General features: G+C 32.8%; 5 protein-coding genes, 2 pseudogenes and 1 other annotated feature. Of the genes and pseudogenes, 5 read left to right on the top strand and 2 right to left on the bottom strand.

Annotation, left to right across the window (positions count from 1 at the left end; genetic code table 11):
* Positions 1 to 278: 278 nt before the first annotated feature.
* Positions 279 to 1,790 (top strand): ribosomal protection-like ABC-F family protein, encoded by a 1,512-nt coding sequence (gene abc-f / locus CP363_RS09960; protein WP_089145469.1) that lies wholly within the window; start codon positions 279 to 281, stop codon positions 1,788 to 1,790.
* Positions 1,791 to 2,091: 301 nt separating this feature from the next.
* Here the strand turns inward: abc-f and CP363_RS10680 are convergent.
* Positions 2,092 to 2,774 (bottom strand): annotated as a pseudogene (locus CP363_RS10680) (TMEM175 family protein).
* Between the two features lie 161 nt (positions 2,775 to 2,935).
* Here CP363_RS10680 and CP363_RS09945 point away from each other — a divergent pair.
* The 4 genes and pseudogenes from CP363_RS09945 to CP363_RS11045 all read left to right on the top strand — a co-directional run bounded on the left by CP363_RS09945 (position 2,936) and on the right by CP363_RS11045 (position 7,623).
* The gene (locus CP363_RS09945; protein ID WP_089143516.1) at positions 2,936 to 3,397 is read left to right on the top strand and encodes a low temperature requirement protein A; all 462 of its coding nucleotides are present in this window, start codon (positions 2,936 to 2,938) and stop codon (positions 3,395 to 3,397) included.
* Positions 3,384 to 4,006: pseudogene (locus tag CP363_RS09940) on the top strand (NUDIX hydrolase N-terminal domain-containing protein). The gene CP363_RS09945 and the pseudogene CP363_RS09940 overlap by 14 nt, the downstream one beginning before the upstream one ends.
* Positions 4,007 to 4,085: 79 nt before the next feature.
* Positions 4,086 to 4,332: a binding site (T-box leader), on the top strand.
* Between the two features lie 58 nt (positions 4,333 to 4,390).
* Complete coding sequence (brnQ, locus tag CP363_RS09935; protein ID WP_098036199.1) at positions 4,391 to 5,767, top strand: branched-chain amino acid transport system II carrier protein; 1,377 nt, start codon at positions 4,391 to 4,393, stop codon at positions 5,765 to 5,767.
* 116 nt (positions 5,768 to 5,883) lie between these two features.
* A complete protein-coding gene (locus CP363_RS11045) occupies positions 5,884 to 7,623 on the top strand; it encodes a plasmid pRiA4b ORF-3 family protein (RefSeq protein WP_233187162.1) in 1,740 nt (579 codons plus the stop codon).
* 56 nt (positions 7,624 to 7,679) lie between these two features.
* Here CP363_RS11045 and tpx read toward each other — a convergent pair whose 3' ends face one another.
* Positions 7,680 to 8,174 carry a thiol peroxidase gene (tpx, locus tag CP363_RS09925; protein ID WP_098036198.1) on the bottom strand — a complete coding sequence of 165 codons (495 nt, stop codon included), beginning with the start codon at positions 8,172 to 8,174 and terminating at the stop codon, positions 7,680 to 7,682.
* Positions 8,175 to 8,273: the final 99 nt, after the last annotated feature.

Below are 8,273 nucleotides of genomic sequence, written 5' to 3'. Positions count from 1 at the left end.
AATAAAAAAGTCAATCAACGAGAGAGATTATTTACACAAACTTCTTGACAGTCTCGGTGCTATTATTACAGCATAATATTATTCAATGAAAGAAGGGTTTAGGTTGCGCTTTTAATCTTGTAATTAGCATCATAGTCCAAATAGTAATTTATATTATGGAGAGACTATGTACTTTTAGCAGGATTAAAGCCTAGGCCTTCGATTATTACAATTCATTTTCGTAAGGAGAGAGTCTATGCTTGCTAGAAGTATGGGCTCTTTTTGTGCGAGGTGGTTGGATGAGTAATCTTAAGATTAGTAGGTTATCTTTTGAATATGAAGACAGCAATAGATATATTTTTAAAAATCTTAACCTAGACCTTGATACTGATTGGAAACTAGGTTTGATTGGTCGAAACGGAAGAGGTAAAACTACTTTTTTAAACTTACTGCGAGGTAAGTATTGTGGAACTGGTCAAATTCAAGGTAATGCCAGCTTTTCATATTATCCTGTAAAAATTCAAAATTCTAAAAACATTACTTTTTATGAGTTACAAGATCAGGTTGCCTTTGAACAATGGAAGCTGGAACGAGAGTTAACTCTAATGAATTTAGATCCTGATTTATTATGGCAGCCTTTCAATACCTTGAGTGGTGGTGAGCAAACCAAAATTTTGCTAGCTTTATCATTTACAGATCAAGATTCTTTTCCTCTAATTGATGAACCAACTAATCATCTAGATGAGACAAGTCGTAAACAAGTAGCAGAATATTTAAATGGGCATGATCAAGGATATATTGTAGTCAGTCATGATCGAGATTTTTTGAATCAGGTAACTGATCATATATTAGCGATTGAAAATACAGCGATTCATTTGTATCAAGGAAATTATTCAACATATGAGGTAACTAAAAAAAGGCGAGATGATTTTGATCGTGAGAAAAATAAAAAACTTACAGAGCAAGTAAAAAAACTAAATCAAGAAAAGGTACAATTCCATAATTGGGCAGCTAAAATAGAGGCACGTAAGAAATTAGGAATGAAAACACAGCATATCATCAATCGTCGAACTAGATTAAATAAGGGAGCGATCGGACATCAAGCTGCAAAGATGATGAAGAAGTCGATTAATGCACGCAATCGCATGGATAAAAAGATTGCAGAAAAAGAAGGGATGCTAAAGAACATTGAGGCTGTTCCCTCTCTAACTATGAATTTTCAAGCAGACTATCATCGTGAGATTTTGCAACTTAATGATCTTAGCTTGCAACTAAAAAATAGTAGAGAACTATTTAAAAGCTTGACTTTGTCTTTGAATAATCATGAAATTATTGCTATTGAAGGTAAAAATGGTTCTGGAAAGTCAACATTAATTAAGTATTTACTGGGTATCTCTCAAAATCTAATTGCCAAAGGTAATTATGAGCTAATTGAAAGTTTGAAAATCTCTTATTTACCACAAGAATTTGTAATGTATAGCGGGTCATTAAAAGACTTTGCTAAAAAATATCATTTGTCTTATGAAGCTTTGTTGAGCAATCTTAAGAAAATGGGATTTGCGCGTGCTGATTTTACAACTAGAATTGAAAAAATGAGTATGGGACAACAGAAACGAGTAGCTTTGGCTAAGTCATTGACAGAACCTGCTAATTTATATTTATGGGATGAGCCAGCAAATTATTTAGATGTATTCAATCAAGATCAATTAATTAAGCTTCTTAAGAGTGTGAAGCCAACGATGTTACTAATTGAGCATGATCCTTACTTCATTACATCGGTAGCTGATCAGCAGATTAAATTAACAAATTAACTAGGTATTTCTATAAAATAATCTTATTAGGAAAAGTAAAATTGTAAGATATATTGGTTGGAAAGTCCGATTATCATAGGCAAATAAGCTATAGAGGTGATAAACATGAAAAATGAATTTTGTCACGATGAAATGAAATGTCAGAAAAATTGTCCTTGTGCAGATAAGGATGGCATTTGCCACTGCAAAATGGTAAATAGTAAAGAATGTGTTTGCAAGAGTCATTGTAAGGAACAAGAAAAGTAACAAAAGAGCGCCAGTAGATTTAGTTTAAGTTTACTGGCGCTCTTTTAAATAAAAATCACATAATTTTGTTGCGTTTAACTGGAAAAAGAAATGAAATAACTGGAACTATTAAATAAAGAATCATTGCTAGTTTTGCATTGAATAATGACAGAATGATCAATATTACATTTAAAAATAAAGTAACCGTCATTTTTCTAATAAAGGAGCGGCTAATAATAATTCGCATGATTTGGGAATAGCGCGCAGTATTTTTAGCACCAAAATATTGGATTAGATATTCTAAGATTTTGGCAATTAAAAAAACAATCCCAAAATTGGCTACAGCGAAAGAAGAATTTTCAGCCATAATCCATTTAGTCATGACTGGCAGAAGTGATAAATCCGCTAGAAAAAAGAAGTCTAGAATGGCAATCGCTTTTGAAGGTTTGAAAATATAGTATGAAAAAGATAAATGTAGATCATACCAGAAATCTGCCACAATAAAAAAGTGATTAAAAAGACAGCAATGTTGCTAATGAATTGCTGATAATGAATTTCATGCAGAGCAGGTTGAATTTCTAAAACAATAATTGTAATAATAATGGCCATCACTCCATCGTTAAAGGCTTGTAGATGTTCACGTAGGCTTTCAGGTTCTTTCTTTTGGGCCTCAGCTAATTCTTTTTTGACATTTTTTAATTTATCTTTTTCTTGGTCTGAGAACTGATTAAAATTGTGTTTTCTGGGATTTCGTGGCATGGCTATTCCTCCAATTAAATTAATTTATTAATCAATAATTACTTTAGCATAATTTTTCACAATCAAGCTAAAAATTGATTCTTACAAATTAATATCATAATTTGCTTTTTGGACAAATATAAAGCATGATAGACAGTAATCAAATATTAGGGGGGATTAGTTTGAAAAAAATAATAGCTAAGCCTGTTGGAATGTTTGAATTATTCTATGATTTAGTTTTCGTATACGCAATTTCTCGAATTACTGCAATGATTCATCATCCTGTTAATGGCAGTATTCCTTTAGTTACTTTTCTTCAATTTTTATTGGTTGTAATTGTAGTAATGCAAATTTGGCTTTATCAAGTTATCTATTTTAACCGATATAGCAAAAACAGATTTTTAGATATTGGCGGTTTAGTTTTAAATATGTTTGTAGCAGTTTATCTGGCTAACAATATTAATACTGAATGTCGATTTAGTATTCGTAATCTGTTAACATTGCTACTAATTTTTGCACTAGGAGTAAGTTACTTATGGGTTGTGATAAAATCTAAAATAGGTATTTCAATCTGCCTATTAATTTGGAATTTGTTATTTTTCTTAGAATTTTATATTAAAGGCAATAAAAATGAATTCAGATGATCAATTTATCAAGTGGGCGACAGATTTACAAAGTTTAGCTCAAGCAGGATTGCATTATGGTCATGATGTATTTGATCATGAGCGCTATGAAAAAATCCGTAAAATTGCAGGCGAAATGATGGAGCTAGGACAGGACTACCTAAAGAACAAATTAAAACACTCTTTTTGGGTGATGAGGGCTATCAAACACCTAAGATTGATACGCGAGCAGCAATTTTTAAGGATAATAAAATTTTGCTTGTCCGTGAAAAAATGACTCAGGAATGGTCATTGCCAGGCGGCTGGAATGATTATGACCAAACTACAGCACAAAATTGTGTTAAAGAGGCATATGAAGAAGCAGGTAGAGTAGTTAGACCCGTCAAAATTATTGCAGTTCAAGATCGTAATCATCATAATAAACCAATTTTGGCCACCAACATTACGAAGGTATTTTACTTATGCAAAGAAATTAGTGGTGAATTTAAGCCGAACGATGAAACTGATGTCTGTGATTATTTTACATTAGATAATTTGCCGAAGTTGTCGCTGGGTCGAAATACTGAGGAACAAATTGCTATGTGTTTTGCTGCAAATAATGATCCTAATTGGCAGACTCAATTTGAATAGAAAATTTGAAAAATAAATAAAAAAGTTGTTGACAACGATTATATTTTGATTAAAATAATTATTAACAAATTTAATAAATCTGAAAACAAAGAGAAAGAAGAGTAATTTAGGCTTAATTTACAGCGAGTCTCGTTAGGTGTGAGGAGATAAATCCTAAGTTTAAATGAAAATCACTTTCGAGTTCTATTTCTTAACTTAAAGTAAGAGGTAGTGGGAGCACCCATTATAGTGCCTACGTATCGTCAAGTAATTGACTGTACGTGAAAGGTATTGCTAGCAATAGTGATATAAATAAAGGGTGGTACCACGCTCAAAGCCTCCCTCAGTTGCAATTTGCAGCTGAGGGCCTTTTTTGTTTATCAGGGATGTTTTGGAGGAGAGAAAATGACAGATCATACATCGAAAAAACTTACATGGAAAAATTATCTCGTTGTTGCTTCCTTGCTGTTTGGATTATTTTTTGGGGCTGGTAACCTAATCTTTCCATTACATTTAGGACAACTAGCTGGAGCAAATTGGGGAACAGCTGCAGTTGGCTTTTTGATCACAGGGGTTTTATTACCATTATTATCTGTATTAGCAGTAGCAATTACTCATGCAAACGGAGTATACGACATCGGTAAGCCGCTGGGTGCCGGATTTGCAGTAGTATTTATGGTTTTAATCCATGCCACAATCGGACCATTGTTTGGTACCCCAAGAACTGCAACCGTTTCTTTCACAGTTGGTATTGCACCATTTATGCCGAAGAATATGCAAAGTTCCGCTTTACTTGTTTTCTCAGCTTTATTCTTTTTAGCTGCTTTTGCTTTTTCTTATCATCAAAATAATATCTTGTCTAACGTTGGTAAGGTATTAAATCCATTATTCTTGGCATTGTTATTCCTAGTGTTTCTTGTAGCTTTTGCTCGTCCGTTGGGTAATCCACAAACTGCAGCAGTAACTGCTGCTTATAAGCATGGAGCATTAGTAAATGGCTTCTTAGAGGGTTATAACACAATGGATGCCTTAGCAGGCTTAGCCTTTGGGGTTACGGTTGTTACAGCTGTTCGTGGCATGGGACAAAAAGATGCTAAAAGTGTTTCAAAAGTTGTTGCTAAATCAGGTGTCTTGGCCGTTTTAGCAATCGGTTTTATCTACTTGTTATTGATCTTAATGGGTGCAATGTCTCTCGGACGCTTTGCAGTTTCTGATAACGGTGGGGTAGCCTTTAACCAAATCGTTAACGTTTATGGCGGTGTCTTTGGTCAAGCTTTACTTGCATTCTTATTGACAGTTACCTGTTTGACTACTGCAGTTGGTTTGGTTGCTGCTTTTGCGCAAGACTTTCATAAGCATTTTCCTAAGGTAAGTTACCACGTTTGGTTAGCACTTAGTTGTTTGGCATCATTCTTAGCCGCTAACTTTGGTTTGGATCAAATCATTTCATGGTCAACACCGATGTTAATGTTCTTATATCCTTTATCCATGGTTTTGATCTTGCTATCAGTTTGTTCACCATTGTTTAATAAGGCAGGTGTAGTTTACTTTTTCGTAATCCTATTTACTGTTGTACCAGCTTTAGGCGATATGGTAGTTGCTTTTCCAAGTGTGGTTAGTCAAAGTTCATTTGGTTTAGCAGTGGCTTCACTTAGAAGTCATTTGCCACTTGCCAGCATGGGTTTATCATGGTTAGTGCCAGCACTGGTAGGTTTAGCAATTGGTTTAGTTGTATATCATGTTAGAAATAAAAAGACAGTACCGGTTTTAGAAAAAGACTAAAATTTGTGTATTTTAGATGAAGGCAGTGATTGCCTTCATTTTTTTGCTTCTGAGATGAATAGTTGTGAATAGACATGATAAAATTAAAATGAAATTATTTTAATAAGGAGAACCACATGCTTCAAGTACGATACGGTATTAACTTAGCACCAGAAATTAAAGAAAATAAGATTGATATTATTAAGAATGAGCCTTTTACTGTTTGGGATGCAGGTATAATAAATATTCAAAAGCAAAAGTACTATTTATTAGTTGAAAAAGACACTAGTTTTCCAATTTTATTAACTAAACTTGATGCTAAGCTATTTAATGATGTTTTTGCTAATGCGATTAAAAGCTATGACTTTATTTTGTTTAAACAGCAACAAAAATTAGTTTCAGCGGTAAAGTCCAAGCAAATGTCTTTTTACGATACTAAAAGCCAAGCTAATTTAATGCTAGAAAAAATTCGTAAACTTATAGAGGATAATCAAAACGAATATTTAAATTTGATTGATGTTGTAAAAGATGAAAAGAATATGGTAGATAAGCTAACTGTAATGTCAGCGGCTATTTTTGCCTTGGATAGTCAGATTGGACAAAATTTTATTTCTAAGATGATTGATGAGGTTAGTACGTATTTCCCTATTAAGCCGCAAAAACCAAATCGAAGATATAAGTATATTGACTTAGTGCCAAAATTTGAAGATTTCTCTAATTTTGAAAAATATGAAAATAAACCAGTAAAAGGCAATGAAAAGATTGTTGCTAAAATTAAAGAAAATAATCAGAAACTCATTGATCAATATGCTAAATATGTACCAGCAGGAATAGGATATCTCCAACCTGATCAAATGCTGCCGGATTATCTAAATCATTATTTATTACGTAATAAGATCCATTTAGTTACTAATGATTTAGGAGAAGCGATTTCTTATTTATGGATTATGATATCTAACAATAAACTACATCCGCTAGAAATAGAGCAGATTACAAATACTTTGAAAAATTTCTATGTATTTTTGAGTAGAGTAGGTCTTATTCGTAAAACTGATAGTAAAGAAATAGGGATGAATATTGACTGGGTAGTTGAAGAAATTAATTCATACTCCGATCAAAGCCTGGATGAGGATTTGATAAACGATATGATAGCGGCAATTGAAGCAAATCCGAAAAAGATTTTGGAACTTGAAGATTTAGATCTGTCTTCTCAGGATTTGTCTAGAATTTTAGAAGGCTTGCGAAAAGATCTTGAGAGTCATGATAAAAAGCAGAAAATACGAAAAAAGACAATTTTTGAAAATCAAACTCGCAATCTAGCTACCTATGAAATTAGAGTAAAACTAAAGTCTTTTAAACCATCTACTTGGCGTAGATTTATTATTAGTGGCAATACGTCAGTGAAAACATTAGAAGTTGCTATGCTAGATATGTTTAATGCAGATTTTGGACATATGTTTGATTTGCTGAATAAAAAAACGCAGGAACGCTTTGAAAATGCAGAAAGTATCGCTGAAGCGAAAGATTGGGATCCGGCTACAGGCATAGATTATGAAAAAGCTAAGGTTTCGTATTTTGAAAAGAGAGATAAATTATTATTAACTTATGATTATGGCGATAGCTGGGAATTCGAAGTAGATATTAAGAACATCACTACTGATCAAGCAGCTCCTAAGTGTCCAAAGATACTTTCTGGAAAAGGTTATGGAATAATTGATGACATTGGTGGTGTATGGTCTTTGCAAGATTATTACGATACGCCTAAAGATAAAGTAGATCCTGAAATGATTGATTGGTTAATGGGTGGAGAAGCAATTGATTTAGATAATTTTAATAAGGAAGAACTTAATCAAAGAATGGAACAATATAAGAACTAAAGAAAAAAAGATTACCTTAGCATATGTGTATGTACTGAGGCAATCTTTTTTAAATTTTACAGCAACTTTTTTAATTCATTTACAGCAGTATTATAATCGGGCTCATGAGTAATTTCATCAACAATTTCACGATAAACGATTTTACCGTTAGGCTCAAGAATCCAAACACTGCGTGCTAATATTCCAGATGCTGGTATTAGTAAGCCAGTTGCTTTACCAAAAGATAATTTTTCATCAGACATTAATTGCATATTTTTAACACCTTCAGCCGCACACCAATTTTGCTGGTCTTTGATGGTATTAGTTGAAATAGTTAAAAAGTTAACGTCAGGAAACTGATCCATTGTTTGGTTAAAAGTTTTAGTTTGAATGCTGCAGACAGGTGTGTTGATATCTGGTACAACACTGATCAAAGTATTTTTACCTAATAAACTATCTTTAGTAGCTTCTTGCTTATTTTTGTCTAAAACTGTAAAATTAGGCATTTCATCGCCAACCTTAGGTGGCATACCAATTAATTGAACTTCTTTTCCTTTAAAAGTAACTTTCATGAAATTCCTCCTTTTATTATCTTTTAACTTAAATATAGCAAAGTGAGACTGTAAAATAGTTTGTGTAAGGATGAATGATTCCTTAAATTTATTTCTTTA

The organism is Lactobacillus sp. UMNPBX12 (assembly GCF_002553955.1).
Taxonomy (GTDB): Bacteria; Bacillota; Bacilli; order Lactobacillales; family Lactobacillaceae; genus Lactobacillus; species Lactobacillus crispatus.
Note: the sequence above shows the minus strand (reverse complement) of the source record. Positions and strands in the feature narration are given on the sequence as shown.